Source organism: Nocardia sp. JCM 34519.1, assembly GCF_020361265.1.
GTDB lineage: Bacteria > Actinomycetota > Actinomycetes > Mycobacteriales > Mycobacteriaceae > Nocardia > Nocardia arthritidis_A.
In genome coordinates this window covers 1-900 of record NZ_JAIRBR010000051.1, presented here as the reverse complement: position 1 = coordinate 900, position 900 = coordinate 1, and the positions used below count along the sequence as shown (strand labels likewise).

The window sequence follows — 900 nt, the reverse complement described above, 5'->3', positions numbered from 1 at the left end:
GATCGCCGCGGCCAGGGCCAGGACTCGCTGGGCGACGCGGACGGCGACGCCCTGGAAGGACCGGCCGCCGTGTTGTTCCAGATCGAGCTGACCTTTCAAGGTGTCGTTGACCGATTCGATGAGCTGGCGGACCTTCTTCAGCAGCGACTCACCAGCACGGGTCTTCTCGCTCTTGCGGGAGGGTCGCAGCAGTTGGATGCCGTAGTCGGCGAGCAGGTGCTCGAATCCTTTTCCGGCGAAGCCCTTGTCGGTGATCAGCAGGATGTCCTCGTGCTCGGCGAGGACGTTCGATTCGACTTCGAGCATCGCCGAAAGCACTTCGCGTTCACCGAGTTTCGCATCGGCCAGCGCCCACAGGATCGGCATCCCGGCCGGGGTGCACACCAGATACAGCCGCAGTCCCCAGAAGAACCGCGAATGCGAGGCGCAGTAGCCATAACCGGCCCATCCAGCCAGCTCGGAACGGCGCACGGTGGGACGGGACTGCCCGCACGGTACCGGGGTGGAATCGACGATCCAGCAGTCATCGAGCCAGAAATCGGTGTCGCGAGCCAGCATCCGGATCACTCGTTTGACCAAGCCCAGCGCGTTGCGCAGGCGTTTGTTGTAGCCGGACTGCTGGGGCAGATACGGAAACATCCCGGCCAGATGCTTGCGTGCGTAGCGCAGCCAATGGGTCTCGGAGGTGAACCCCAGCAGCGACTGCGCCACCGCCAGACACACCAGCTCCGGGTCGGTCAGCACCGGCGGCCGACCCGTCCAGCGCGAACCCGGCAACTCGTCATCGATTTTCACGTACAGTGCGGTCAGGAGGGCGTCCAGATCATTGCTCACACACTGGTCTTCGACGCCCTCCGCCCATGTCCGGGCATCGTCAGCACTTCGGACTTACTCGTCTAG

General features: G+C 64.0%; 1 protein-coding gene. It reads right to left on the bottom strand.

All coding sequences use genetic code 11. The features are described from left to right. The coding region (locus LGY53_RS43360) for an IS982 family transposase (RefSeq protein WP_225732499.1) at positions 1-834 on the bottom strand (834 nt) is incomplete at its 3' end. Between the last annotated feature and the right edge of the window lie 66 nt (positions 835-900).